Annotated in this window: 21 protein-coding genes and 5 tRNA genes; 19 read left to right on the top strand and 7 right to left on the bottom strand. The window is 60.4% G+C overall.

What is annotated here, in order from left to right; genetic code table 11:
* Positions 1-103 precede the first annotated feature (103 nt).
* The 6 genes from I41_RS26310 to I41_RS26285 all read right to left on the bottom strand — a co-directional run bounded on the left by I41_RS26310 (position 104) and on the right by I41_RS26285 (position 4313).
* The gene (locus I41_RS26310; RefSeq protein WP_145436067.1) at positions 104-523 is read right to left on the bottom strand and encodes an arsenate reductase ArsC; all 420 of its coding nucleotides are present in this window, start codon (positions 521-523) and stop codon (positions 104-106) included.
* Positions 523-1620, bottom strand: coding sequence for an ACR3 family arsenite efflux transporter (gene arsB, locus I41_RS26305; protein ID WP_145436065.1), 1098 nt, complete (start codon positions 1618-1620; stop codon positions 523-525). The genes I41_RS26310 and arsB overlap by 1 nt, the downstream gene beginning before the upstream one ends.
* Positions 1620-2507 carry an arsenite methyltransferase gene (gene arsM, locus I41_RS26300; RefSeq protein ID WP_145436063.1) on the bottom strand — a complete coding sequence of 296 codons (888 nt, stop codon included), beginning with the start codon at positions 2505-2507 and terminating at the stop codon, positions 1620-1622. The genes arsB and arsM overlap by 1 nt, the downstream gene beginning before the upstream one ends.
* Before the next feature lie 100 nt (positions 2508-2607).
* Complete coding sequence (locus I41_RS26295) at positions 2608-2979, bottom strand: ArsR/SmtB family transcription factor (protein WP_145436061.1); 372 nt, start codon at positions 2977-2979, stop codon at positions 2608-2610.
* Between the two features lie 218 nt (positions 2980-3197).
* The gene (locus tag I41_RS26290; RefSeq protein WP_145436059.1) at positions 3198-3497 is read right to left on the bottom strand and encodes a hypothetical protein; all 300 of its coding nucleotides are present in this window, start codon (positions 3495-3497) and stop codon (positions 3198-3200) included.
* A gap of 150 nt (positions 3498-3647) precedes the next feature.
* Positions 3648-4313, bottom strand: coding sequence for a DNA alkylation repair protein (locus I41_RS26285; RefSeq protein ID WP_145436057.1), 666 nt, complete (start codon positions 4311-4313; stop codon positions 3648-3650).
* A gap of 421 nt (positions 4314-4734) precedes the next feature.
* On the opposite strand from I41_RS26285, the gene I41_RS26280 reads away from it, so the two are divergent.
* The 6 genes from I41_RS26280 to I41_RS26250 all read left to right on the top strand — a co-directional run bounded on the left by I41_RS26280 (position 4735) and on the right by I41_RS26250 (position 12628).
* Positions 4735-5289, top strand: a complete 555-nt coding sequence (locus I41_RS26280; protein WP_145436055.1) for a dihydrofolate reductase family protein — start codon at positions 4735-4737, stop codon at positions 5287-5289.
* A gap of 407 nt (positions 5290-5696) precedes the next feature.
* Positions 5697-6743, top strand: a complete 1047-nt coding sequence (locus tag I41_RS26275) for a hypothetical protein (RefSeq protein WP_145436053.1) — start codon at positions 5697-5699, stop codon at positions 6741-6743.
* Positions 6744-7728: 985 nt separating this feature from the next.
* Positions 7729-8139: a hypothetical protein gene (locus I41_RS26270; RefSeq protein WP_145436051.1), complete on the top strand. Its 411-nt coding sequence runs from the start codon at positions 7729-7731 to the stop codon at positions 8137-8139.
* Positions 8140-8243: 104 nt separating this feature from the next.
* Complete coding sequence (locus tag I41_RS26265; protein ID WP_145436049.1) at positions 8244-8993, top strand: M90 family metallopeptidase; 750 nt, start codon at positions 8244-8246, stop codon at positions 8991-8993.
* Between the two features lie 575 nt (positions 8994-9568).
* Positions 9569-10207: a hypothetical protein gene (locus tag I41_RS26255; RefSeq protein WP_145436046.1), complete on the top strand. Its 639-nt coding sequence runs from the start codon at positions 9569-9571 to the stop codon at positions 10205-10207.
* Between the two features lie 1299 nt (positions 10208-11506).
* Positions 11507-12628, top strand: coding sequence for a sialidase family protein (locus I41_RS26250; protein ID WP_145436044.1), 1122 nt, complete (start codon positions 11507-11509; stop codon positions 12626-12628).
* Between the two features lie 3 nt (positions 12629-12631).
* On the opposite strand, the gene I41_RS26245 is transcribed toward I41_RS26250, so the two are convergent.
* Positions 12632-13528: a DUF4394 domain-containing protein gene (locus tag I41_RS26245; protein ID WP_145436042.1), complete on the bottom strand. Its 897-nt coding sequence runs from the start codon at positions 13526-13528 to the stop codon at positions 12632-12634.
* A 427-nt stretch (positions 13529-13955) separates the two neighbouring features.
* Here I41_RS26245 and I41_RS26240 point away from each other — a divergent pair.
* From I41_RS26240 to rpoB, 13 genes are all read left to right on the top strand, one after another.
* Positions 13956-14028, top strand: a tRNA-Thr gene (locus tag I41_RS26240).
* Positions 14029-14194: 166 nt separating this feature from the next.
* A tRNA-Tyr gene (locus I41_RS26235) sits at positions 14195-14276 on the top strand.
* Between the two features lie 121 nt (positions 14277-14397).
* Positions 14398-14468 (top strand) — tRNA-Gly (locus I41_RS26230).
* A 101-nt stretch (positions 14469-14569) separates the two neighbouring features.
* Positions 14570-14642: transfer RNA gene (locus tag I41_RS26225), tRNA-Thr, on the top strand.
* A gap of 139 nt (positions 14643-14781) precedes the next feature.
* Positions 14782-15981, top strand: coding sequence for an elongation factor Tu (gene tuf / locus I41_RS26220; RefSeq protein ID WP_145436040.1), 1200 nt, complete (start codon positions 14782-14784; stop codon positions 15979-15981).
* A gap of 99 nt (positions 15982-16080) precedes the next feature.
* Positions 16081-16153, top strand: a tRNA-Trp gene (locus I41_RS26215).
* A 106-nt stretch (positions 16154-16259) separates the two neighbouring features.
* Complete coding sequence (gene secE / locus I41_RS26210; protein ID WP_168207169.1) at positions 16260-16718, top strand: preprotein translocase subunit SecE; 459 nt, start codon at positions 16260-16262, stop codon at positions 16716-16718.
* A gap of 79 nt (positions 16719-16797) precedes the next feature.
* Positions 16798-17550 carry a transcription termination/antitermination protein NusG gene (gene nusG / locus I41_RS26205; RefSeq protein ID WP_210421073.1) on the top strand — a complete coding sequence of 251 codons (753 nt, stop codon included), beginning with the start codon at positions 16798-16800 and terminating at the stop codon, positions 17548-17550.
* 96 nt (positions 17551-17646) lie between these two features.
* Positions 17647-18072: a 50S ribosomal protein L11 gene (gene rplK, locus I41_RS26200; RefSeq protein ID WP_145436036.1), complete on the top strand. Its 426-nt coding sequence runs from the start codon at positions 17647-17649 to the stop codon at positions 18070-18072.
* An 83-nt stretch (positions 18073-18155) separates the two neighbouring features.
* Positions 18156-18833 (top strand): 50S ribosomal protein L1, encoded by a 678-nt coding sequence (gene rplA, locus I41_RS26195; RefSeq protein WP_145436034.1) that lies wholly within the window; start codon positions 18156-18158, stop codon positions 18831-18833.
* 62 nt (positions 18834-18895) lie between these two features.
* Positions 18896-19420, top strand: a complete 525-nt coding sequence (gene rplJ / locus I41_RS26190) for a 50S ribosomal protein L10 (protein ID WP_145436032.1) — start codon at positions 18896-18898, stop codon at positions 19418-19420.
* Positions 19421-19522: 102 nt separating this feature from the next.
* Positions 19523-19930, top strand: a complete 408-nt coding sequence (gene rplL, locus I41_RS26185) for a 50S ribosomal protein L7/L12 (RefSeq protein ID WP_145436030.1) — start codon at positions 19523-19525, stop codon at positions 19928-19930.
* 346 nt (positions 19931-20276) lie between these two features.
* Positions 20277-23990, top strand: a complete 3714-nt coding sequence (gene rpoB, locus I41_RS26180; RefSeq protein ID WP_145436028.1) for a DNA-directed RNA polymerase subunit beta — start codon at positions 20277-20279, stop codon at positions 23988-23990.
* Position 23991 lies beyond the last annotated feature (1 nt).

Below are 23991 nucleotides of genomic sequence, written 5' to 3'. Positions count from 1 at the left end.
CGAAAACCGGCCTCTCAAGTGGGCTTTTCCGTGACACGCATAGTCCCCGAATGTCGCCTTGCCTGAGGCACGGCGACGATGCAGCAACAGGCGACGGCTTAGATCAACAGTGCTTCTCCCGCAGAAACTCCGCGATACGCCCGGCAATCTCCTCCCGCACCCGAGCAAACCCCGCCGCCACGTCGCTCTCAGTCCCCTGAAATTCCGCCGGATCCTCAAACGGCCAGTGCAGCGTTCGCGTTGCGTTCGGAAAGTGGGGGCAACTCTCCTTCGCGTTGTCACACACGGTCACCACGAGGTCGAACGGCACGCCGTCGAACTCGTCGACGTGCTTGCTCCGCGCGTCGGCCAGGTCGACGCCAATCAGATTCATTGCCTTGATCGCCAGCGGATGGACGTAGCCCGATGGCTTCGAGCCCGCGGAGACCGCTTCCCATTCGCCTCGCCCAAGCTGGTTCCACAGCCCTTCGGCCATCTGCGAACGGCACGAGTTGCCCGTGCAGAGAATCAGAACTCGCTTCATCACATCGCCCTTTCCGTCGGCGTCGTTCCCACGGCCTCGCCGCCGGCGAAATACTTTCGCTGCAGGAAGAAGGCGACGCTCACCAGTCCAATCATCACCGGAACCTCCACCAGCGGCCCCACGACCGCAGCGAACGCCTGCCCGGAATTGATGCCGTACACGGCGACCGCCACGGCAATCGCCAATTCAAAATTGTTGCTCGCCGCCGTGAAGGCCACGGTCGTCGTCTTCGAGTAATCCGCCCCAGCGACCTTGCCCATCCAGAACGACGCCAGAAACATTACGACGAAGTAAATGCACAGCGGCACGGCAATTCGCAGCACGTCGAGCGGCAGCGCTACGATGACGTCCCCCTTCAGCGAGAACATCACGACAATCGTCGCCAACAGCGCGATCAACGTCAGCGGCGAGATTCTTGGAATGAACGTTTCCTCGTACCACTGCCGCCCCTTCGCCCTGACGAGCACCAGCCGCGTCAGCATCCCCGCGAGGAATGGGATGCCCAGGTAGATGAACACGCTCCAGGCAATTTGCGACATGCTTACTTCCAGGGCCGACCCCTGCACGCCGAACAGCGGCGGCAGATACGACATGAAGACCCAGGCGTAGAGCGGATAGCAAACCACCTGGAAAATCGAATTGAACGCCACCAATCCCGCGGCATAGTCGTTGTCGCCGTCGGCCAGCTCGTTCCACACGATCACCATCGCGATGCACCGCGCGAGCCCGATCATGATCAAGCCCGCCATGTACTCGGGATAGTCGCGCAGAAAGAGCACGGCCAAGCCGAACATCAACGTCGGTCCGATCACCCAGTTCTGCAGCAGCGAGAGCCCCAGAATCCGCAAGTCGCGAAACACCCGGCCCAGTTCCTCGTAGCGAACCTTGGCCAGCGGCGGATACATCATTACGATCAAGCCGATTGCAATCGGCACGTTCGTCGTCCCGACTTGCAGCGAATCGATGAGTGCCTCGACGCCCGGCATGAAGTAGCCGATCGCCACTCCGGCGACGATCGCCAGAAAGATCCACGCCGTCAGGTAGCGATCGAGAAACGAAAGCCGTTTCGGGCAGCAGCCGTTGGCATCCACGCGCATCAACCCTTCACCGCGTACACTTTGACGCTGGCCGCAAATTCGTTGACGTCGTATTTGGACAGCAGATCGCTCAAGTCTTCATGAATCGTGCTCGCCGACGTCGAGCCGCAGCAACCGCCGTCGACCACCGGCAAGCTCCCTTCGCCCGGCGTCATCGCCGGGGAGCAGCACCCGCCTTGTCCCTCGACTTGGGCGTAAGCGTTAAGGTCAGAGCCGGTTTCCTCGATGGCCACCTCCGTGAACCCCGCGGCCGCCAACCCGCGGCGATACTCTTCAATCTCGATGGCGCCCGCGATGCAGCCGACGTACGCCATCAGGCTCTCCGCCAAGGCGGCTGGCAGCGGCTTCTTAATGGCGATGTCGCTGATCGCGAGTCGTCCGCCCTGCTTGAGCACGCGCGCCATTTCCGCGAATGCTTTCGCCTTATCCGGCACAAGATTGATGACGCAGTTGCTGATGATGCAATCGACCGAAGCATCGGCCAGCGGCATCTCGTCGATCGGCGCCAAGTGGAACTCGATGTTGCCGGGCATGGCTCCATCGCCCAACTGCCGCGCGTTCTTTCGCGCCAGATCGATCATCTCCGGCGTCATGTCGATGCCGATCGCCTTGCCCGTTGGGCCGACGCTCTTCGCTGCAAGAAACACGTCGAGTCCGCCGCCAGAGCCGAGATCGACCACGACTTCTCCAGGATGCAGGCTGGCAAACGCCGTCGGGTTCCCGCAGGAAAGACCCATGTTCGCGTCGGCCGGAATGGAGCCAAGCTCTGCGGCCGAATAGCCGAACGCCTCCGCCACCGATCGAACGCCCGACTGATCGCTCGACAAGCCGCTTTTGGCGACTTGGCCGTACTTTTCTTGAATCACGTCTTTCATCGTCGATCCCATCGATTCAATCCTCCGCTGGTTGATTGGAACGCTTTGCCGATCAAGCGACGCGACCCTTCAGGACGCCTCGATGCGAAGCCACCACCGTCGGCGTCAGTCGCTAACTGGCGCCTCGACGCTTCGCCGTCCGTTTCGGCGGCGGCGGTCCGCAGCAAAGTTGCTCCGCCTGCACGCCGCAGAGTTCAGGCCGCCCCTGGCAGCAATCTTCCATCAGGAACTCAAACAGTTCCTTCACCGCCGCCGTGCAGAGCGAGTAACGAATCGAGCGACTCTCGCGCCGCGATTCAATCAGCCCGGCGTGAACCAATTCCTTCAAATGAAACGAGAGCGTCGCCGGCGGAATGGCGAGTTCTTCGCCGATCTCCCCAGCCGGCATCCCCTCGGGCCCCGCGACCACGAGCAAACGAAACGCCGCCAGACGCGACTCTTGAGCCAGGGCGGCCAACGCAGCGACGGCATTCTTTGATTCCATATTTCCATAATAGTAGAAATATGGATCGAGGCAAGCCCGGCGTCAAACGCTTCGTTGAGGCGTATTCCGCCCCTGCCTCCGGGCGCCACTCGCCGCGGCGCGTGAGAAGTGGGAACGCGCCCTCCATCCGCCACAGCCAACAGCCGTCCCTCTCTCGACGCCTCTCACTGAACGATGAGGGCGGGCTTTCACCGCGGGGTCGGCTGAAAGCGAGTCGGCTAACTGTCGCTGCGCTGCGCAATCGACGTCAGCGCCGTGCGGACGGCCTCGTAATCTTGATCGTCAAGGGCGGACAGCGCCCCGATGGCCAGGGCTTTGAGCTCCTTCAGGCGTTTGCTGCGAGTCGCCTCTCGAGCCTGCTTCGTTCCTCCGGAAGCCTTTTGCGACGCGCGGGCCTGCTGAGTGCCTAAACCAGTATTGCCGACGCGGCGGCGTTTACCCCCCTCCTTGTTCGCCGCGGCTTTCCGCTTCCGCGCCGCGGCCACTTTGCCGCTCCGTTCGCTCGCTTTCTTCGCCATCAGAATCCTCGCATGCTGTTGAACTCTAGGCCCACTCTCCTCCCTAGCCATGGGGATTGCAAGTGCAACAGGGGGCCGCGCCATCCTGCCAGCAGTGCGTGGATGCCTAGAGCCTCGGTTAAATGTAGACGCTAGTTCTCCACGGTCACGCTACCCCTGCCGCTGCACCATCGCGTCGACCCACACCGGCACGTACGGCGGAATGCACCCCTTCGAAACCGGCCAATCGCGATACAGGCCAACCTTCTCCCCAATGGCGACGGCTCGCTTGCGAAGCTTGGGATGATGGATCCCAATCGCCCCCAGCGCGTTGTTCATCGTCCATTGCACCTCCGGCTTCGCCTGTGGCAGCTCCTTCTCGATCCGATCGAGCAGCGCCGCAAGGTCGAAGTCGGCCGTCCCCTTGTTGATGTGGCTCGCGGTGAGGTTCCATCCCGCGCGGGCCGCACAGCGGTCCTTCGCCTTCATCCATTTCTCGCGCAGCGCGTCCTTCTCAGGATGCTCCGCGACGACGTAGGCGTTCAGCCAGTCGGCCGCCTGCGAACAGGTCGTCGTGCGCGTCAGCCCGTCGAGCTCGCTCGCCGAGAGCGACGTCGGCTTGATGACGAGCGTCGCCAGCAGCTGCGCGTCGACGTTGCCCGTCTCCCACAGCTTCAGCGCCAGCTCATGATCGGTCTTGATCTTCTTAGCCACCGCGCGAATGTCGCCCAGCTTCACGCCAAACTGGTTGTCGGGCGCCCCCGACCTCGCGTTGTGAGCCCGCCGCGCCGCGTTGCCGAGTGATTCCAGCTGCGAGAGAATTTCTTTGACAGTCATGCCGACGATTATAAGGCAAAGAATAGGCGCCAGGAACCGAATTCAGACAGTCGAGGCCGCAGATGCGCTCGATATCCGAACCAGCGCCGAGCCAGCGAAGTCGCGCCCCTCACCCCCAGCCCCTCTTCCGCAGCACAGCGGAGCACGCATCTTGGTGGAGCGGCCCGTCAGCATTTCTCTGTGGTCCCTTCTCCCCTTTGGGGAGGGCAGGGCTGGGGATGAGGGCTTAGCGTCATGGGCAATGCAAGAGCAGTCGCGAACGCGCCCGCCGAGCGCCACGCGCCGCGGCGAACGTGAGGGGCCCCTCCGGCATGGTTTCCCTTTGGCTCGCAAGTAGCCTGAAAGAAATGTGTTAGATTTGCAGTGCGCAAGCGAGCCCCGCCATCGAATCGAAGAGTCGTGAAACTGAGGACCACCCCCCATGCCTCTCCTCCGGTACGCCATCAACGTCACCCTCGACGGCTGCATCCACCACGAAGCCGGCATTACCGAAGAAGAGCTCCATCGCTACTGGAGCGAGACCATCGCCCGCGCCGACGCGCTCCTCTTCGGCCGCGTCACCTACCAAATGATGGAGGTAGCCTGGCGGCTGCCGCCGAGCGGAGCCACGCCCGAGTGGATGGCCGACTGGATGGTCCCCTTCGCCCACACGATCGACGCTGCCAAGAAGTATGTCGTCTCCACCACCCTCGACCACGTCGATTGGAACGCCGAGCTCGTCCGCGGCGACCTGGGGCCGGCCGTCGAGCGAATCAAACAACAATCGGTCAACGGCGTCTTCCTGGGCGGCGTGACGCTGCCGCTGGCGATCGCGGAACTGGGGCTCATCGACGAGTACGAGTTCGTGGTGCATCCCAGAATCGCCGGCCACGGCCCAACGCTCCTTGCGGGACTGTCGAAGTACGTCGACTTACAGCTCGTTGGCCAAAGAGAATTCGGCTCCGGAGCGGTCGCATTGCGGTATGTGCCGAAGTAACGGCGCGCCGTTCAATCGCCGCCCTGCAAAGGCATGGCGCCCTTCTCCCCGCGGGGAGAAGGACCGGGGATGAGGGCGAACCCTCGATCACTCCCGCCACACGCCGCAACATGTCGAAGCTCCGCGACGACATGCCAGCCATTCTCACGGTTCAAATATCGTCGACTCGGGTGCCATGCTCTCGCCCCCAGGCGTGAGCTGCCGAAGTCTAGTCGATCCTGAGAGTACCTCCATCGTGCAGCTACTAGCCGAGAGGCAGGCCACCCGCCGCACTTTCGGGCCGGTTTGCTGCCGTCGCCCTAATCTCTTCCTCCCGGCGAAACAGGGGTGCATTTGAGTTCTGTTTGTCATTGATGGTAGAGAGAGTCTATCTTCATCGGATCTCTCCCCCGGAACGAGGAGCGTTTATGTCTGCATTGAAAATGTGGCAAGCGACCTTCACCATGATGGTGCTGCCTTTGTGTTCTCCTAATGCATTTTGCGACGATATTCGATCGGCGGCGATCGAAGAAATTCAAGACGCTTGGAGAAAGCGAAAGCACGAGGTCGGAGGATTTGAATACCAATTCAAAGTTGTTGAGAGTGAGTTTGTCCCTCTTAAGTTCGCTTATTCGGACGACCCATTTGATGACCGACGTGATCGACTGCGCGGAAAAGTGTCTGAACGAATCGTGGAAATGGATCAGCAGATGACCTACAAGTCAGCTGGAGAGAAGTGGAACGTAACGATCGTTGGGGATGAACTCGAGCACAGCACCTTCAAGCCTCATTCTTTCCAGCTGGAAGATACTTCTGACGGTTATACGAATCGCCTCAAGTATCAAACGTCGCAGCACTGCTATGGGATTATGGCCAAGCGAGGCGTCGCGGGGTTCGGAGGGGAGTGTCCAGGTAACATCGCCAACCATGCTAGACCCGCGGTATCCATTTGGGCGATGCCGGCCAGTTACATTGCACAGCAACGAGGTGAACTGAGCACGCTGAAAGTTGCGTCCAACGATACGCGCGGTATCGAGGCTGAGTGTCTGGAATTGAGCATGGACCGCATAGCGTTGATTTCCGGAAAAAGGCAAGAAATCGGCCTGATACGCTTGCAAGTTGAACGGGAGAGGCCGTATTTCGTTCGGCGCGCCGAAATCTATTTGGGCGATGGCCTGCGGTCGACGACGTGCATTGCCTACGTAGATGACAAGTCCGGAGATCGGATTGTTTCGGAATGGAGCCACACGACTTATGATGAACGAGGCTTGGAAGGTCGAACTAGATTCGCGAGACTAACCCGTTATCAACGCAATTGTCACTTCAACGAGGACGACTTCTCTCCAAAGTATCCCGTGGGAACAATCGTTGAGGAGTTCACTGCAGATCTGCGCGGGAGGCCGATTCAGTGGCGTCAAGGGAAAGACGGCGTCCTGGCGCGGGTAGACAATGTGGCCCACGTCCCGCCGAAGTGATTGCCCTTACGGCTCAGTTGAGCCTCTTACGCCGACCTGTTTTTGCTAAGCCCTAGCGTGCGTCGACTGCCCATTCTTTCGCGCGGGCTTGCTACCGGCCGCGATGTTGGAGTGAATGTCGCGGACGAAGTGAATGCGAGAGCAATCCGCCCTGCGACCGTGGTTCCCCAATCAGGCCCGTATCGAACCTAAACCGTGCTATTGACCGTCGGCGGCGACGCAGAGTGAGATTCGACACGCAGTTTGTACACAATGTCGGTTCGTCCTGGGTTGCTTCGGTACTGTCGTTTCTCTGTCCGCTACAACGACAGGGGCGTCGCTGTCCATGCTTGAAGCAGCCTGAGGCCAAACGCCAAAATAGGTAAGCTGCATACTGAAGGTATCCTCAGTATGCAGGGCTTACTGAAGAAGTTCCTGTCTAATAACAAGTTCGTCGACAAGAGAGCAGAATGTTTGGCATTACCTACCGATGCGATTCCTGCGACTTTGAGTTCTGCTCCGGATGGTCGCATCATTCTGCTGGCCAACATGTCGTGTGCCGTAACTGTGCCGCTCACTTCACGCTTGGCGGAGGCCAATCAGAATGGGGCACTAAAGAGGGTGAGCAACTTCAATTGCTTACTTTCGATGGCGAACACGATGTGCCAACCGGCGTCTTCGTTACGGTGCTAGAAAAGGATTCGGAGATCGCAAACCTGCAGGAACAGGATGGTGTTTCGCGATTGGAGTTTGAACCTGTTTCGTGTCCGCAATGTGATGGACACGACTCGCTGATACAGTGGTTCGACGAGAATGCCTCATGCCCAAAGTGCCGCTTCGGGACAGTACACCGCTGTGGTTCATGTATATACTGAGCGACGAACCAAGCCATGCACCCGAGCACGCGATCGGGCGTTTTTCACATGGTTGCCTTACTCGCGCGTGCCGGGTGATGGTGGTCGTTCGCCCAATTTTCGCGAGTTCTTGAAGGAACTCATCCAGACTGATGCCACAGCTTCGATGGAACGATATCGACTTCCTCGATTTCTTCGCCGTAGAACCCACGGTCGAAGACTTTGGAGTTTCCTACAACTATGAGTTGGAGCGTGACGGGCTGCGTTTGCTATTCACGCTTTGGCAATTTGAAAGCGTGATTCAGGCGTCACTGTTCCGAGGCACAGCCGAACCTGCGTTATTTACTTTTGCTGCTTACGTCAGAGGGGAAGCCCGCTTCATCAACGATGAAAGGGGGCGGTACATGGACTTTGAAGATTGCATCGTTGCTCCGTCTCGCTTCTGGTACGTTTACGCTGGCGATCCGTTTGATCAACAACGTTTTCCAATTTCCGCAACAATTCGCCTCGCGATCGACCCTGACATTCGAATCGGATTCGTGAACTACGAGTCTCGCACGTGACCGGGGCGAACAATCGGTTCAACCGGAGCCGCGGGCCGCGCGGTTTCTGAAATCAACAACGGTTGGCCGCCGCCCGGTTATCCGGATCGTTATCCGCAAAAGACATGCATAGCTGGTTCCGTAACCGTCAACGTCGAAAGCTACTCGCGAGCCCATTCCCGCGACCGTGGCAAGAACTGCTGCACGACCGCGTGTGGCAGTATCAACAGCTACAACTCGAACAACGTGACAAGTTGCACAATTGCGTAAGGATCATCGTCGCGGAGGTTAATTGGATCGGACTTGACGGCCATTTTGTGAATGACGAAATGAAGGTCACTATCGCTGGCCACGCGAGCTTAATGCTGCTCGGCTTCAAAAATGACTTCATGGATGACGTCCGGACAATTCAGGTATGTCGACAAGAGTTCGACGACAATCGCGAATTTGATCCGATTTACGCTACTGAGACCAAAGCCGGACGGGCTCACGCCGATGGGACGACGATTCTTTCGTGGCACCATGTTCTAAGCGCGAATTACTACGGTGACTACAACATAGTGATTCACGAACTCGCGCATCATTTTGACCGCCGGGATGGTCAGATGCACGCAACTTTGAACTTTCAAGATGCTAACGATCAACAGCGGTGGGATCGTGTCGTGGCTGAAGAATACGCCGACCTCTGTGACGCTGCGGCATCCGGACGTTGGACACTCCTGCGACATTATGGTGCGAAGAATCGCTCCGAATTTTTTGCGGTGGCAACCGAGTGCTACTTTGAATCGCCCGACCGTCTGAAACGATCTCATGCTGAGCTATACGACTTGTTGCGGAAGTTCTACAATTTAGACACCGTCGAGTGGTTGGCCTGACTTGCAATAGGCGGATAACCAAGCGATCCACGCCAAGCCCTCGATCGGCCGTTTTGACTTGCGTTGAGTCAACTGCTCGGGCTGGGTGATCGCGGTCGTTCGCAGAAATCATGAACACACACTGTCCAGACTGCGGAGCGAAGTTGGAAGAGCCTCGTGATCTTCGTGCCCACTGGCTGCGTTTGTTGAAGTGTCCGCGTTGTGTATCCGGCGATTTCCTAGAGATCGGTGATGCCAGATGGGTTTTTCCCATGCAGCGCTTGGATCTTGGAGTGAGCGAGAAGATCCTCACTGCTGACGATGCGACTCTTCGCACGGCGGTAGAGAGAATCCGACAGATTGACTACAAGACCGTTTCGACCGTTGGGTTTGAGCATACCCTGTTGGGGTGCCACGATCCGAGTCGTACGTATCGGATTGTTTACCCAGATGGTTCAGAAAAATGAGGACGATGGCGAACAAACCGACTGCACCGAACGCCGGGATCGCGTAACGGTTGGCAATCGGATTTCATTGGCCCGGCGTCGGTGAGCCTGAGCGTTATTCGGCTCAATTGCTCAGCCTCAAGTGAATGCATGGCAATCCCCAAAAAAGGTAGCCGCAATATCACGATTGGCGCTCAGCGTTTTCGCTGGGTCGTATCGATCCACGGCAACACCGCGAATCTCGTTGTCGAATTGGCTGATGACCCAGGGCAAAGGCTTCAGGCGTATTTCGAATGCCGCGACCTGCACGTTCGCGACGCGAGTGGTGAATGGAAGTTCCATTCGCAAAAGCAGTCGATCACGCCTTCAAACGTTCGGCGCTTGCTAACTCACGCTTTAGAAAATGGCTGGCGACCCGAACAGAAAGGGATTGCGCCTTTCGTTGTCCGCGACGCCGCCAAAGTCGCACTAACGATCGACGCGGAGCGGATCGACAATCGAAATATTCACCCTGATTCAGACACCGCGTTCATCAGAGAAGTCGCGCGCGATTTCATTTCGACCTACATGGCTTTGTCGCTCTGCTTGGATGGCGACATGCATGACCGCATCATGACCGCCGATGCCGATGCTCGCATCTCGATCGAAGACGAAAACATGCAACGCATGGGCCTATCGTTTTGCGTGTTTCTTGACACACCTACTGCCAATGGCTGCCCCGTAATCGCCTTGCAATGCAACGAATTCCCGGACATCATTGAACACTATTGGTGGGCGTTCTTTGGGTGAACATCCGCCGCATAACAACCGAATGAACGCGGAGCGCTCAAATACGCAGTCGTTGTATACATAGCCAACTCATCGTGCCTGGTTAACCGGGGCGTTATGCCCCGGAGGTCGCCCGCTTGCGGATCACGCCAGGTGCCACTGGCGTGCCGCCAGTGAGAAGTGTCGCCACGGCATGACTACTGGTTAGCCCGCAAGCAGCCTGAAGAACAGAGACTCCAGCCGCTCGTAGTTAATGGAGTACGCGTGCCCGCTGCGCACTCGTCGCGGCGAGTGGCGCCCCGATAATTCCATAATCTCCCATCTAGAAAATGGCCGCGCCGCCCGCTATAGTGATCGCATGTCCACATCCTGCGCCACCGCTGCGCCCACGCGTCATCCGCCGGGAGAAGCCCACGCTGCGCCCGGCGCCCTCCCGCCGCCGGCAACGTCGATCGCCGCCGCGCTCGCCATGAACAGGGCAGGGGAGCATGTTGTGGGAGGCGTCGCTGACGCCGATGCCGCGTTCCACTTCCTTACGCCGCGACCACTTCACGCCGCAGCGGGGTCGGAGCCCCCTCCCACAAAGTTGTCAGACCAAGCCTGTCGCCCGACAACAGCACGACACACGACGTCCCAACTCCAACCCGCCCAACAACTTCGGCCTGCTGTCGCCCAAAACGCATCAGGCGACACCACGCGACACGCGACAGCGCTTGGCGTCATCAAGCGTTTGTGGGAGGCGTCTCCGACGCCGATGCCGCTCACCATTCCATGCCGCAGCAGCGCTACCAAGACGCTTCGGGGTCAGAGCCCCTCCCACAGCTTTTGCGGCAATCGAGCCGAAGAACCCCCCTGTCGCCCCTGTCGCCTCCAGCAACGCGACAGGCGACATCCCAACCTCAATCCGCCCAACAACTTCGGCCTGCTGTCGCCCAAAACGCATCAGGCGACACCACGCGACAGCGCTTGGCGTCAACAAGCGTTTGTGGGTTGCGTCTCCGACGCCGATGTCGCTCACCACGCCATGCCGCAGCGGCGCCACCAAGACGCTTCGGGGTCAGAGACCCCTCCCACAGCTTTCGCGACAAGCCAACCGAAGACGCCCTGTCGCCCTGTCGTGTCCCCCATTCCGCGCAGTCGTCACTCGAACCCTTGGCCCCGCCAGCCTTTACGTTTTCTGTCGCCAGAAACGCGTAAGGCGACAAAGATCCCCGCGAGAGAGTTCGCAAGAGAAGCGACAACCGCCGTTATCGCCCCGCTGCTACCGTGGGCGACGTGCCGCCAGTCAGGCAGTCTCTTCTCACCGTTCAAGGACAACCTATGACGTCGCTCCCGTCGCCCACTCGCATCTCGGTCAGTCGCATTCTCCTAGCCGCCTGCGTCAGTCTCCTCCTCCCGGGGCTCGCCTGCGCCGAGCTCGTCATCAAACCCGTCTTCGGCCCCGCCGATCCCGGCGGACCCTACAAGCACCCCGCCGCGATCGAGGAACTGGCCAATGGCGACCTCTACATCGTCTTCTACGGCGGGCAGGGCGAGTACGAGGGCGATACGGCCGTCTACGGCTCGCGACTCGCCAAAGGGACGACGGAGTGGACCCCGCCGCAGCCGATCGCCGACACGCCTGGCCGTTCCGACGGCAACGGCGTCGTCTGGCAAGAGCCGGGCGGCCCCCTGTGGCTCTTCTACGTCGTGCGCTACGGCGACACCTGGTCCGACTCGGTGATCAAATACAAGGTCTCGTCAGACCAAGGCGAGACGTGGTCTGATTCGGACGTGCTGACGTTCGAGCGCGGCATGATGGTCCGCTCGCAGCCGATTCAGCTCGCCGGCGGCGACATCCTGCTGCCGATTTACCACGAGACCGGAACCGACCGCGAGTCCGTCGGAGCCGACAGCGCATCGCTCTTCGCGCGATACGATAAGAAGACCAAAGAGTGGAGTTTCACCGACGAGATTCATTCGCGGCTGGGCAACATTCAGCCTTCGGTCGTCGCCGTCGACGACGACCACCTGCTGGCGTTTTGCCGGCGCGGCGGCGGCTACGGAACCGTCCGCGACGGCTTCATGGTGCGCACCGAGTCGAGCGACCGCGGCCGCACCTGGTCGCCCGGCGTCGATACTGAATTCCCCAACCCCAACGCGGCGATCGACTTGATCAAGCTCGCCAACGGCCACCTGGCGCTCATCTACAACGACAGCTTCGAAGGGGAGCGGATGCCGTTGACGATGCGCATCTCGACCGACGGCGGCAAGACCTGGCCGACGGCCCGCGAATTGGTGAACCGGCCGGGCGACGACGCGGCCTATCCTTACATCATCCAGACGGCCGACGGCAAGATCCACGGCGTCTACACCTCGGCCGGGCGCTCCATCGTGAATCACTTCTCGCTGGAGGAGGCCGATGTGGCGCAGCCGCGCAATGAATCAAGCAGCGCTAGATAAGTACTACCTTTGGAGCGACTGGCGACGGCGGACCAACGGAACCGCGGCGATGGCCATGCCGGCCAGGGCGAGCGTTCCAGGTTCGGGGATCGCGGGCACGACCGAAATGGCGGTGATGATAATGCCGCCGTCGATCTGCCCCAGGTTCGTCGCGGCGCCGGTCGCCAAGTTGATCGAGTACAGGCTCGACTGCGAACTGCCGGACGGGAGCATCGCCGCATAGGCAATGCCGGTCGTTCCCGAGATATCGAACCCGCTGACCGCCGTGGCGTTGATGCCCAGGGGACCGACGGTACCCAGCGTGCCCGCGTTGTTGGCCTGCGTCACCAGGATGTCGAGGGCCGTGTCGATGCCGTAGAGCTGGGTGGTCGCCGCGCCGACGAAATTATTACTGTAGGCCGAGCTGACCACGTTCGGGTCGACGCCAAAGTTCGGATCGGCCGGGCCGAAAGCCAGGTCGGTTGCCGAGAGCTGCACGGCGCCGGTGATCGGGTTGAGCACCGTGTTCTTGTTCGTCTCGGCAACGACTCGGATCCGATCGATCGTCGGGTTGAAGTCGAAGCCAAAGTTGAAGCCGTTCAAGGGCGGAGCGAACGGCGCACCCACGGCGGTTGCGTTGCCGTTGGCGGTGTTGAGCGTATACAGCCGGCTCGACGTGCCGAGCGCGTAAAGTTCGCCGGTCGCGGGGCGGAAGTCGATGCCGACGATGGTTTCGTTGCTCTGAAGTCCCGCGACGAAGGAGCCCGAAAGAATGCTGCCGGGAGCAGCGGAATCCCAGCTGAGCAGGGCAGTGGAGTTGCCCACGGCGGCGATGCCGTAGATGAGTTCGGCCGAGGCCGGCGATGCGCTGGGGGCGAGAAATAAGGTCAGTGCGCAGAGGCGCGCCGCAAGTCTACTCATGAGCTGCTCCTTCAAAGTCTGGGTCGTTAGCGGGCCGGTTGGCGAATTATGCCGAAAAGTCGATGGGCAAGCCGATAGGCGTCTCTCCGGCGGATGGTCCGTTACCCGCCGTAAGCTGAGAGTGTCCAGTGCCCGATGTCTCGTTCGGGCTGCCGCCAGCTTACCGCTTCGTGAGGCGGCCGGCTAGCGAATTCGCCCGCCTGCGGCAAAAATGCAAGTTGGGTAATTGGGGTAGTCCGGGGGCGTCGGCAGCCGGCAGCTTCATGCCGGGCTCCGGGGAGTCAGGCCGCGGGCCGCGGCGCCGAGCTGCTAGCGGACGTCCCTCGGGAAACCCGGGCGGAACCGGTCTGAAATTCGCTGGAGGCCGCCTTGTCACCCCTTGCCGCTTCGGTATATTAGTTGATTCGCACAAGCTCGCCCCCTCCCGGCTAGCGTAGCTCAATTGGCAGAGCAGCTGATTTGTAATCAGCAGGTTGTGGGTTCAAGTCCCTCCGCTAGCTCTGCCGAAATAATGAGTTTTCGCCAAACGGAACCAGTAGGTTCGCGGGCGCGTGGCGAAGGGCGTTACGGCGTATTGGGTCTCGCAAGATTGCCGGCGAATCGGCGATTGAGCGGACGTTGGCGAGTCTTCGGTAAGCAGGATGGGTCGGTTCTGAGGGTGGCGTCGGGGAGTTACCGAAGCGGTCAAACGGGTCAGACTGTAAATCTGATGGCTATGCCTTCACAGGTTCGAATCCTGTACTCCCCACTAGAGTGAATGACGAATTTCCGAATGACGGAATGACGAGTTGGTTTGGCAGTGAAGGCGATTTGGGCGAGTGGCGAAGCTGGTTTGCCATTCGTCATGAAGGCATTCGTCATTTAGTCTTGCGGGTGTAGCTCAATGGTAGAGCAGCAGCCTTCCAAGCTGAATACGAGGGTTCGATTCCCTTCACCCGCTTTCGGTCGAGATTGGCCCTGTTGGGCGAGATGGATGGTTGAGGGTGAATTGGTTTCTGGGCTGGCAGCTGAGAGCTGAAAGCTGACGGCTTTTGATCCTTTGCTGCTGTAGCTCAGTTGGTAGAGCGCGTCCTTGGTAAGGACGAGGTCACGAGTTCAAGTCTCGTCAGCAGCTCTTTTGGAAGAAGCGGTCAGCTGTCGGCTGTCGGCTTTCAGCCAGAAAAAAAAGTAAAAACACATTATTGGCATTCGGGTTCATGTCTAGCTGACAGCTGTCCGCTGAAGGCTGGCCGCTTACTTGAGTAGGGAGAACAATGGCAAAGGACACTTTCAATCGTACAAAGCCGCACGTGAACGTCGGTACGATCGGTCACATCGACCACGGCAAAACGACGACCACTGGCGCGATCCTCGCCGTCCAGGGCGCCAAGGGCTTGGCTAAGCCGAAGGCCTACTCGGAAATCGCCAAGGGCGGTACCGTCCGCGACGCGACGAAGACGGTGACGATTGCCGTTTCGCACGTCGAATACGAGACCCCGAATCGTCACTACGCCCACATCGACTGCCCGGGCCACGCCGACTTCATCAAGAACATGATCACCGGCGCCGCCCAGATGGACGGTGCGATTCTGGTCGTTTCGGCCGCTGACGGCCCGATGCCGCAGACCCGCGAGCACATTCTGTTGGCTCGCCAGGTCGGCGTGCCGCGCATCGTCGTCTTCCTGAATAAGGTCGATCTGGTGGACGATGAGGAACTGCTTGAGTTGGTGGAGCTCGAAATTCGCGAGCTGCTCACCTCCAACGGCTACCCCGGCGACGAGATCCCGATCATCCGCGGCGCTTCGAAGCCGGCGTACGACAATCCGGCCGATCCGGAAAAGTCGAAGTGCATCACCGAGCTGATGGAAGCGATCGACAGCTATATTCCCGAGCCCGTTCGCGAAATCGATAAGCCGTTCATGATGGCGATCGAAGACGTTTTCTCGATCGAAGGTCGCGGCACCGTCGCTACCGGTCGTATCGAGCGCGGCGTCGTGAAGGTCGGCGAGGAAGTCTCGATTATCGGTCTGACCGATGCCCCGACGAAGACGACCTGCACTGGCGTCGAAATGTTCAACAAGAGCCTCGATCAAGGTCAGGCCGGCGACAACGTCGGTTGCCTGCTTCGCGGCGTGAAGCGCGAAGATATTCAGCGCGGCCAGGTGCTCGCCAAGCCAGGCAGCATCACCCCGCACACTAAGTTCGAGGCCGAAGTCTACGTCCTGTCGAAGGAAGAAGGCGGTCGTCACACGCCGTTCTTCAGCGGCTACCGTCCGCAGTTCTACTTCCGGACGACCGACGTCACCGGCACTGCGAACCTGGTGGGCGACGCCGAAATGTGCATGCCGGGCGACAACGCCCGTCTGAGCGTCGAGCTGATGAAGCCGATCGCCATGGACGACGGCGTTCGCTTCGCCATTCGCGAAGGCGGCCGCACCGTTGGCTCGGGCGTCGTGACGAAGATTGTTGAGTAACTATTAGGTGAGTAAGTGAGTTGGTGAGTAAGTGGTAGGGTAGTGGTTGCTAGCTGGCGTCACTACCTACTCACTTACTCACCACTCACTCTTACCCACAGGGGCGTAGCTCAATTGGCAGAGCACCGGTCTCCAAAACCGGGGGTTGCGAGTTCGATTCCCGCCGCCCCTGCATGAGGGAGTTGCGAGTAACGAGTTTCGAGTTGCGTGCTTTGTGGCGAGTAACGGATCGCTCGCGGCTCGTGGCTCGCAATTCACCGCTCTTTGGAAAGACTAACGTGGCTGAGTTAATTGCAGGAATGTTCACCGCTTCGCGCTACAAGCGAAACCAGGGCAAGGTGGCCCGGCAAGCTACGTTTTTCGCGTTGTTGGCGGCGGTGGCGGTTGGCGCGTGGACGATGAGCTCGGGAGCAACGCCGGAGTTCGGTGCGTTTTTCGTACCGCCGGCAATGCGAAGTTCGATTTCGCCTGAGGTCGTGGCGAAGTACGTCCTGCCGATGATCGTCCTGGGCATCGGCGCCTGGGCGGCCTTTCGCGTGGTCAACATTCCGCGGTTCGCCGAGTTCTTGATTTCCGTCGAGAACGAGATGGGAAAGGTTTCCTGGCCAAGCCGCGGGGAGTTGTTCCGCGCGTCGATGGTCGTGCTGGTCGTGATCTTCCTGCTCACGGCGATTTTGTTCACGTATGACTTTGTGTTGAAGGCGATCATCGGTTGGTTGCTGGGTGTTTCCGGCTGATGGCCGGCCGTCGCCGCCCGATCGGGGCGGGCAGCGGACAGAATTTTCCTTTCGATAGGCGGGACGAGGCGCGCAACCGGTGAGCATCGAGGAGCCGAATAAGCCGACGGACGACGATCTGAACGCGACGGGCGCAAGCCCGACCGCGGCCGGTCAGGTTGCGGTCGAAGCCGAAGTCGATGATGACCCGTCGGAGGTCGTGCCGGTCGAGAGCAAGCCGCTGTCGCGGGCCTCGGGCGTGTCGACCGACGCCGAGGTCGCCGCCAAGAAGGCTGCGGAGCCGCAGGGGCCGGTCGATATGGACTGGTATATCCTGAAGGTTCAGAGCAACCGCGAGCGGTCGATCGCCGACGCCCTGAAGCGAAAGGTCGCCATCGAAGGGCTCGAGAAGTATGTCGACGTTGACAATATTCTCGTGCCCACCGAGAAGGTCACCGAGTTCAAAGGCGGCAAGAAGAAGGTCGTGGAGCGAAAGCTCTATCCCGGCTACATCGTCGTCCGCATGCATATCAACGACGACAGTTGGTTTGCCATTCGCGAGACCTCGGGCATTGGCGATTTCACCGGTGCCGGCGGCAAGCCGTCGCCGATGCTCGCTCACGAGATCGCCCGGATTGTGCAGACCGACGAGCAAGTGTCGGACGACGCGCCGAAACTGGACATCAAGTTCAAGACTGGCGATCGCGTGAAAGTGAAGGACGGCACCTTTGAAGGCTTTGAGGGCGAGGTCGGCACGATCGACGCGCAAAGCGGCAAGGTGCAAGTGATGATCAGTATCTTCGGCCGGAGTACGCCGGTCGAACTGGAATACTGGCAAGTTGAAGGCGTGTAGGAGGCCTGTGGGCGTCGGCCTCGAATGCGGCTCGTGCTGCAGTCGAAGACCGGGTTCCGCCGAGCAGGCCGTTGACTACCAACAACGGAAAGTGCAATGGCAAAGCAGTTAGTCGGAGTCGCGAAGTTCCAGATTCCGGGAGGCCAGGCGACGCCTGCCCCGCCGGTCGGTACTTCGCTCGGTAAGTACGGCATTAACCTCGGACAATTCGTCCAGGCATTCAACGATCGGACCAAAGAAGCCGCTGGAATGATGATTCCAGTGGTGGTGAGCGTCTACAACGACCGCTCGTTCGATTTCTTCACCAAGAGCCCGCCGGCGGCCGTCCTCCTGAAGAAGGCGGTCGGGCTGGCAAAGGGCTCGGGCGTGCCGAACAAGACGAAGGTCGGCACGGTGACCCGCGCTCAGTTGGCGGAAATCGCCACGCTGAAGATGAATGATCTCAACGCCCGGGACGTCGATCACGCGGTTCGCATGATCGAGGGTACCGCGCGCAGCATGGGCCTGGTGGTCGAAGGCTAGCGCGGCGGGTTCTGTCGTGAGCGTCGACCTTGGTCGGGTCGCTCCGTACTACCAATTACTCACAGTCATAACGGCACATTCACATGCCAGCTATTAGCAAGAGAATGAAGGCCTCCGCCAAGAAGCGGCCGGCCGAGGCGCTGCCCATCGCCGAAGCGGTGGCGGCCCTCAAACAGTTCAGCCCCGCCAAATTCGACCAGACGGTTGACATTGTCCTGCGCTTGGGCGTCGACGCGGCTCAGGCCGACCAAATCGTCCGCGGCTCGATCGTGTTGCCGCACGGCATCGGCAAGCAACTCCGCGTCGTGGTGTTCGCCAAGGGCGCCCAGGCCGACGCGGCCCGCGCCGCCGGCGCCGACGAGGTGGGCGAAGAAGATCTGGCCCAGAGGATATTGGGCGGCTGGATGGACTTCGACGCCTGCATCGCTTCGCCCGACATGATGAAGGTGGTGAGCCCGCTGGGTCGCGTTCTGGGTCCGCGCGGGTTGATGCCGTCGCCCCGCGCCGGGACCGTGACGCCGGACGTGGCGAAGACCGTCTCCGAGTACAAGGCGGGCAAAGTCGAGTTTCGCAACGACAAGGCGGGCAACATTCACGCCCCGATCGGGAAGCTGAGCTTCGACGCCGAGAAGCTGGCCGAGAACGCCAAGGCGTTCGTCGACCGGATCATCTCGCTGAAACCCTCAGCGGTGAAGGGGATCTACGTCAAGAGCGCTCACATGAGCGGCGCCATGACCCCGAGCGTGCGGTTGGCGGTTTAGTACCAAATCAAATCAATAAGCCGCCGGGGGCGAGACGCTCCGGCTCGCTGTGAGAGTTTTCTATGAGCAAATACCTAAAAAACCTGATTACCGACGACCTGAAAAAGCGTCTGGACGGCGTCAGCGATCTGCTGGTGGTCGACATCGCGGGCTTGGAAGCCAACAAGAACGTCGAGTTGCGGAAGCAGTTTCGCCAGAAGGGCATCAAGATGCTCATGGTGAAGTCGAGTCTCGCCCGCCGCGCGACGGAAGGGACCGCCTTGGCTCCCGCCTTTGAAGGGGCGCAAGGCTCGGCGACCGTCGTTTGGGGCTCGGAAGACGTCGTCGCCCTGGCGAAGGAAATCACGAAGTACGCCGAGGACAAAGCCTTCGCGCCGTTCGCTCCCAAGGGGGGCGTGATGGGCGGGTCGAAGCTTTCGGCCGAGGACGTGAAGAAGGTGAGCACGTGGCCCAGTCGCGGCGAGCAGTTGAGCCTGCTCGTCGGGCAGATCCTCTCGCCCGGTGCGAACCTCGTCGCCCAGCTATTGGGTCCAGGGGCAAAGCTGGCGAGTCAAGTCAAGAAGAAGAGCGAGGAAGAAGAGGGCTGATTGCCGGGTGTCACGACCGCAATCGGAATTCTTCCAATCATAAATCAAAAACACTAATTCACATTGGGCGTAACGCCCGCAATTGCGAAAGGGTAGTTTGTCATGAGCGATGCAGCTGTTATGGAATTTTCCGACGCGACCAAGAAGCTGGGCGACGACATCGTCAAGCTGACGCTGAAGGAAGCCAAGGAACTGAGCGATTATCTGAAGGAAGTCCACGGCATCGAGGCCGCATCGGGAGGCGCCGTCATGATGGCAGCCCCCGGCGGCGGCGGCGCTGCAGCCCCGGTCGAAGAGAAGACCGAATTCGACGTGGTGATGGACAGCTTCGGCGACAACAAGATCAACGTGATCAAGGTCGTCCGTAGCGCCACCGGCCTCGGTTTGAAGGAAGCCAAGGACCTGGTCGAAGGCGTTCCGAGCAAGGTGAAGGAAGCGGTCTCGAAGGAAGAGGCCGAGAAGCTGAAGAAGGAACTCGAGGACGCTGGCGCCAAGGTCACCATCAAGTAGTTATTGCGACTGCATCGCAGCGAGCGATCTCCGGCGCGGCCCGCGCCGGGATCGCTGTGTTGCGCAGGAGCGGCTTGACGCATCGGCGGCGCCCAGGGCGACGCGGTTTCGATATACTTGCCTAATCGTGCGAAGCAGCGAAGGGGTAGCACGGCCTCTTCGCTGCGTTGGTCGTTTGTTGAAAGCTAGCTGAGTTTTGCCGCTAGCCGGAGGGCCACGCCCTCCGGAGCCCGGGATCGCGTGGCGATCCGGCTAGGGAGCGAAATGAGATAGCATTTCCATCAATCGGCTAGTTTGCAGCGCGCGGTTCAGGTTCCCACCTCGTTAGAACGGAGCAGTTTGCCCTATGGCAGTCACGGCTCAGCGGCGGCTGGTCACTCAGAACATCCGTAGTTTCGGCAGCGGTCGGGAGATTTTCGACCTTCCCGATCTGACGCAGATTCAGACCGAGAGCTACGAGCGTTTCCTGCAATACAACGGCGGTTCGCCCGCCAAGCGGAAGAGCGAAGGACTCGAAGCCGTCCTGCAGGAAATCTTCCCGATCGAAAGTTACGACAAGACGATCAAGCTGGAGTACGTCCGCTACGAGCTCGGCAAGCCGCGCTATAGCATGGACGAGTGCCGGCAGCTGCGACTGACCTACGGTCGGCCGTTCCGCATCTGGCTGCGCTTGCTGAAAGATCAGCCGGTCGAGGAAGAAGTCTACCTCGGCGACCTGCCGATCATGCTGGGCGGCGGCGAGTTCATCATCAACGGCGCCGAGCGCGTCGTCGTGTCGCAGCTCCACCGTTCGCCGGGCATCGACTTCGTCTCGGAAATGGATCCGGGCGAGCGTCGCATGTACTCGTGCCGCGTGATCCCCGAGCGCGGCAGCTGGATCGAGCTCAATACCACCAAGAAAGACAGCGTCACGGTCCGCATCGACCAAAGCGGCAAGTTCTCCGCGATGACGTTGCTGCGGGCGATGTCGCCCGATTTGGGCTCCGACGCCGAAATTCTTCGTCGCTTCTACCCGGTGACGAAGCAAAAGGTCGTCGACGGCCGCAGCGCCGGCAAGCTCGAAGGCAAAGTCGCCGTTGAAGACGTCGTCTACCCCGGCGACAGCGAGCGCGCCGGCGAGATCATCATCGAGTCGGGCCAGCGGATCACCAAGAACGTTGCGGAGATCATCTGCACGTCGGGCGTGAAGCAGGTCGACGTGATGGACCCGCCGAAGACGCCGCATTTGCTCAACGCGCTGACCGACGACAACACGTCGAGTCATGAAGAGGCTTTGCTCCGCATTTACCAGCGGTTGCGTCCGGGCAATCCGCCGCAGCTGGAGAAGGCGCGGGCCCTGTTCGCTGAGAAGTTCTTCGACGCCAATCGCTATCGGTTGGGCCGCGTCGGCCGGTTCCGCATGAACCGCAAGCTGAACCTGAACGTCTCGGAAAACGAGATGGTGCTGCGTCCGGAAGATCTGGTCGCCGCAATCAACTACCTGCTGCTGCTCGTGGCGGGCGAGAATGAAGCGTACGTCGACGACATCGACCACCTCGGCAATCGTCGTCTGCGGACGATCGACGAGTTGGCCTGCGATGAAATTCGCAAGGGCTTCCTGAAGCTGCGCCGCACCGTGCAAGAGCGGATGAGCCTCAAGGATGCGGCCGATATGACGCCGCGGAGCCTAATCAACCCGAAGAGCATCTCGGCCGCCATCGAGTACTTCTTCGGCCGCGGCGAACTGTCGCAGGTCGTCGACCAGACGAACCCGCTGTCGATGCTGACGCACGAGCGGCGGTTGTCGGCCCTCGGCCCGGGCGGTTTGAATCGCAAGCGGGCTGGCTTCGAAGTGCGCGACGTTCACATTTCGCACTACGGCCGCATTTGCCCGATCGAAACGCCGGAAGGTACGAACATCGGTCTGATCTCGAGCTTGGCGATGTATGCCACGGTCGACGATTACGGCTTCTTGGTCACGCCGTACCGCAAGGTGAAGAACGGCAAGCTGACCGAAGAGGTGGTGTGGCTGCGGGCCGACGAAGAATCGGATGCCTACGTCGCCTCGGCCGACGTGCCGGTGAAGAACAACGAGATTCAGGGCGACACGGTCGTGGCCCGGTATCGCAGCGACTTCATGGTCGTCCCGACGGAGAAGATCCAGTACACCGACGTCGCGCCGAGCCAGATGATCGGCGTGTCGGCCGGATTGATTCCGTTCCTCGAACATGACGACGCCAACCGCGCGCTCATGGGTTCCAACATGCAGCGCCAAGCGGTGCCGCTGTTGATCGCCGAGCCGCCGATCGTCGGCACCGGTCTGGAGCGCGACGTGGCGCGCCATTCCGGCATGTTGGTGCGGGCCGGTCACAAGGGAACGGTCACCTACGTCGACGCCGACCGGATCGAGATTGGTCCTGAAAAGCACCAGATGCGAAAGTTCGTCGGGCTTAACGAGCGAACCTGTCAGAACCAGAAGCCGCTCGTGAAAATCGGCGACAAGGTCGAGAAGGGCGACGTCATCGCCGACGGCGCCGCGACCTTCCGCGGCGACCTGGCGCTGGGCCGCAACGTGCTCGTCGCGTTCATGTCGTACGAGGGCTACAACTTCGAAGACGCGATCATCATCAGCGAAGAGTTGGTCCACAACGATACATACACTTCGATCCACATCGAAGAGTTCGACGTCGAAATTCGCGAGACGAAGCTGGGTCGCGAGGAATTCACTCGCGACATCCCGAACGTCAGCGAAAAGGCTCTCCGCAACCTCGATGAGAGCGGCATCGTCCGGGTCGGCACCTTCGTCTGGCCGGGCGATATCCTGGTCGGCAAGGTTTCGCCGAAGAGCAAGACCGAGCTCACCCCGGAAGAGAAGTTGCTCCACGCGATCTTCGGCCGCGCCGGCGAAGACGTGAAGAACGACTCGCTCGAAGTCCCGTCGGGCGTCGAAGGCATCGTCATCGACACGCAGAAGTTCTCCCGCCGGATGAGCCTCTCCGAAGACGAACGCAAGGCGTTCGAGCGTTCGCTCAAGGATGCGGAGAAGAGCGGCAACGAGAAGATCGCGACGGCGTTCATCGCGCTGGCGACCGAGATCGAAAAGATCCTCGGCAAGAAGCTGACCGACGAAGACGGCAACGAGCTGATTCACAATCAGGAACCGCAATTCGTCGCCGATCAGGCGGTCAACTTCAAGGTCGACAACCTCGACATCCGCAGCGACGATCGCAAGAAGTCGGTGCAGCAGGTCTACAAGCAGTTGTGGCCGGACGTCGAAGAGGCGATCGACGAGCGCGATCGGACGCTCAACTCGATGAAGCGCGGCGACGAGCTTCGCAGCGGCGTGTTGCAGATGGTCAAGGTTTACGTCGCGACGAAGCGCGTGATCTCGGTCGGCGACAAGATGGCCGGCCGCCACGGTAATAAGGGCGTTATCTCCAAGATCTTGCCGATCGAGGATATGCCGTTCCTGCCGGACGGCACCCCGGTGCAGATCATGCTCAATCCGCTCGGCGTGCCGAGCCGTATGAACGTGGGCCAGATTCTGGAAACGCACCTCGGCTGGGCGGGCGCCAAGCTTGGCTTCCGCGCGGTGACTCCGGTGTTCGACGGCGCCTCTGAAGAGGAAATCAACGATTGCCTCGACGCCGCAGGATTGCCGCGGCATGGCAAGGCTCGCCTGAACGACGGCCGCACGGGCATGCCGTTCGAACAGGAAACGACGGTCGGCTTCATCTACATGTTGAAGCTCCATCACTTGGTGGACGACAAGGTCCACGCCCGCAGCACGGGTCCGTACTCGCTCATCACCCAACAACCGTTGGGCGGCAAGGCGCGGTTCGGCGGCCAACGCTTCGGCGAGATGGAAGTGTGGGCCCTCGAGGCCTATGGCGCCGCTTACATCCTGCAAGAGCTGCTGACGGTGAAGAGCGACGACGTCGAAGGCCGCACCAAGATTTACGAGTCGATGGTCAAGGGCGAGAACACGCTGCAAGCCGGCACCCCGGCAAGCTTCGACGTGCTCACCAACGAAATCCGCGGCCTCGGGCTGAACATGCAGCTCGAGAAGCGGGTGTTGTAAG

Origin of the sequence: Lacipirellula limnantheis (genome assembly GCF_007746075.1) — a bacterium.
In the GTDB taxonomy this organism is placed as follows: domain Bacteria; phylum Planctomycetota; class Planctomycetia; order Pirellulales; family Lacipirellulaceae; genus Lacipirellula; species Lacipirellula limnantheis.
This window is presented reverse-complemented; position numbering and strand designations above follow the sequence as displayed.

Coding starts and splice junctions, on each gene's coding strand:
- I41_RS26310 (WP_145436067.1), bottom strand. CDS start 523: ATGAAGCGAGTTCTGATTCTCTGCACGGGCAACTCGTGCCGTTCGCAG.
- arsB (WP_145436065.1), bottom strand. CDS start 1,620: ATGCGCGTGGATGCCAACGGCTGCTGCCCGAAACGGCTTTCGTTTCTC.
- arsM (WP_145436063.1), bottom strand. CDS start 2,507: ATGGGATCGACGATGAAAGACGTGATTCAAGAAAAGTACGGCCAAGTC.
- I41_RS26295 (WP_145436061.1), bottom strand. CDS start 2,979: ATGGAATCAAAGAATGCCGTCGCTGCGTTGGCCGCCCTGGCTCAAGAG.
- I41_RS26290 (WP_145436059.1), bottom strand. CDS start 3,497: ATGGCGAAGAAAGCGAGCGAACGGAGCGGCAAAGTGGCCGCGGCGCGG.
- I41_RS26285 (WP_145436057.1), bottom strand. CDS start 4,313: ATGACTGTCAAAGAAATTCTCTCGCAGCTGGAATCACTCGGCAACGCG.
- I41_RS26280 (WP_145436055.1), top strand. CDS start 4,735: ATGCCTCTCCTCCGGTACGCCATCAACGTCACCCTCGACGGCTGCATC.
- I41_RS26275 (WP_145436053.1), top strand. CDS start 5,697: ATGTCTGCATTGAAAATGTGGCAAGCGACCTTCACCATGATGGTGCTG.
- I41_RS26270 (WP_145436051.1), top strand. CDS start 7,729: ATGCCACAGCTTCGATGGAACGATATCGACTTCCTCGATTTCTTCGCC.
- I41_RS26265 (WP_145436049.1), top strand. CDS start 8,244: ATGCATAGCTGGTTCCGTAACCGTCAACGTCGAAAGCTACTCGCGAGC.
- I41_RS26255 (WP_145436046.1), top strand. CDS start 9,569: ATGGCAATCCCCAAAAAAGGTAGCCGCAATATCACGATTGGCGCTCAG.
- I41_RS26250 (WP_145436044.1), top strand. CDS start 11,507: ATGACGTCGCTCCCGTCGCCCACTCGCATCTCGGTCAGTCGCATTCTC.
- I41_RS26245 (WP_145436042.1), bottom strand. CDS start 13,528: ATGAGTAGACTTGCGGCGCGCCTCTGCGCACTGACCTTATTTCTCGCC.
- tuf (WP_145436040.1), top strand. CDS start 14,782: ATGGCAAAGGACACTTTCAATCGTACAAAGCCGCACGTGAACGTCGGT.
- rplK (WP_145436036.1), top strand. CDS start 17,647: ATGGCAAAGCAGTTAGTCGGAGTCGCGAAGTTCCAGATTCCGGGAGGC.
- rplA (WP_145436034.1), top strand. CDS start 18,156: ATGCCAGCTATTAGCAAGAGAATGAAGGCCTCCGCCAAGAAGCGGCCG.
- rplJ (WP_145436032.1), top strand. CDS start 18,896: ATGAGCAAATACCTAAAAAACCTGATTACCGACGACCTGAAAAAGCGT.
- rplL (WP_145436030.1), top strand. CDS start 19,523: ATGAGCGATGCAGCTGTTATGGAATTTTCCGACGCGACCAAGAAGCTG.
- rpoB (WP_145436028.1), top strand. CDS start 20,277: ATGGCAGTCACGGCTCAGCGGCGGCTGGTCACTCAGAACATCCGTAGT.